2 protein-coding genes are annotated in these 1,776 nt (G+C 56.5%); both read left to right on the top strand.

Annotated elements, in window-relative coordinates; genetic code table 11:
• Positions 1–177: 177 nt before the first annotated feature.
• The gene (locus tag BLR85_RS28200; protein WP_212635192.1) at positions 178–849 is read left to right on the top strand and encodes a c-type cytochrome; all 672 of its coding nucleotides are present in this window, start codon (positions 178–180) and stop codon (positions 847–849) included.
• A gap of 95 nt (positions 850–944) precedes the next feature.
• Positions 945–1,517, top strand: coding sequence for a NapC/NirT family cytochrome c (locus tag BLR85_RS28195; RefSeq protein WP_093165203.1), 573 nt, complete (start codon positions 945–947; stop codon positions 1,515–1,517).
• Positions 1,518–1,776 lie beyond the last annotated feature (259 nt).

The raw sequence follows: 1,776 nt of genomic DNA, 5'->3' as shown, positions 1-1,776 counted from the left end.
AACGATTCAGGTTTTTGGCGGTACGCTTTAATTGTAATTTTTGAATGTTTTGTGCCGTTACTTAGAAATGATCTAAATCAAAGACTAATCGTTTCACACTCCTCACCGTAAACTCACATCTTCAGGGAGGACACAGAGATGCGGAAACTGACAGGAGCGGTTTGCGCCGCTGCCGCGATGGCTATCTCGACTGGTTTTTTGCTCGCGCAAGACATGGCGTCGCCGTCCGAGGCTTTTCGGATCGCCAGAGGCGGACAACTTTATGACAAATGGTGGGTTGTACTGAACGGAACGAAACCTGAGGAAACCCATCCCGCCTACCCGGATGACGGCCAGTACAAGGCGGACGCGACTTGGCGCTGCAAGGAATGCCACGGTTGGGACTACAAAGGCGCCGAGGGTGCGTACTCGTCGGGCAAACATTTCACGGGCATCGTCGGAGTCGCCGGGTCTGCCGGAGCAGATCCGGCTGCTATCGTAGAGATTCTGAGAGCAGAGCCGCATGGATACACTGCGGATATGTTGCCGGATGATGCAGCGGAAGATCTGGCGCTCTTCATATCCAAAGGCCAGATCGATCCGACGACTTTCATGTCCGATGGAATGTCTTCCGGCGACGCCGCTGCAGGGCAAGTATACTACGAAGGCGTCTGTGTCGGTTGCCACGGCCTCGACGGCAAGAAGGTCAAAGACATGGACCCGCTTGGAGCGATTGCCGGAAATACCGTGGAAACGATGCACAAGATCCTCAATGGCCAGCCAGGTGAGGCGATGCCCGCACTAAGGGTGCTGGACCCGCAGATCAGCGCCGACCTTACCGCCTACGCGCAAACGCTTCCAAAGGAGTAACCCCAAAGCGTTGAAGGGAGCCCGGGCAGGATTGCCCGGCCTCGCCACGGTCGTCGATCATGGCGCTCGGTTGCTAATGCTACGAGCAGGGCGCCGTGGGAGGAGGTGAAAGTTTGCGAAAATTATGGGGTCTGTTCTGGAGGCCATCCGTAACCTGGAGTTTCGGAGCAATTTTCATTGGCGGTCTGGCAGCCGGAATTATCATGTGGGGTGGCTTCAACACCGCCCTGGAATATACGAACACGACGGAGTTCTGCCTGTCCTGCCACGAAATGAAGGTTGGAGAGGAGTGGCGGGAGTCGACGCATTTCCAGAACCCTTCAGGCGTCACGGCGGGGTGCCCGGACTGCCATGTGCCGAAAGAGTGGACCGCAAAGGTTGCTAGAAAAATCGCGGCAACTTCGGATTTGTACTACCATATTCTCGGAACCATCGATACGCCGGAAAAGTTCGAAGCGAAGCGGCCGGAAATGGCGGAGCGGGTTTGGGCAAGGATGACGGCAAGCGGATCTCGCGAATGCAAGAATTGCCACGCTTACGAGTCCATGGACTTTCACAACCAGTCGCAACGCGCTCAAGAGAAGATGCAACCTGCATCAGAGAAGGACACCCCTTGTGTCGAGTGCCACACCGGACTCGCGCACAAGCGTCCGCCTCGGGATGATTAGCGGGTAGCGTTAGGGCACAGAAATGCTCGTTCCGGAACAAGTCCGCTTCGGGGCTTGAAGCCGTCATCTGACGATTTAGCTCGGATGACGGCAAGGTCGGCATACTACCCTTTCAGGCGGACTCCGATGAAGGTTCGACCAGGCAGCGACCAGAGGTCTGGTTCCTGCGCAATCCTGCCGTTCACGCTCTGTGAGCGCTTCGCAGGTGCAGCATCACCCCCTGAACCGAAAGCAGCCATTCATGTTCGACGCAGAGAAC

Source organism: Aliiruegeria lutimaris, from assembly GCF_900099935.1.
Lineage (GTDB): Bacteria > Pseudomonadota > Alphaproteobacteria > Rhodobacterales > Rhodobacteraceae > Tropicimonas > Tropicimonas lutimaris.
This window is presented reverse-complemented; position numbering and strand designations above follow the sequence as displayed.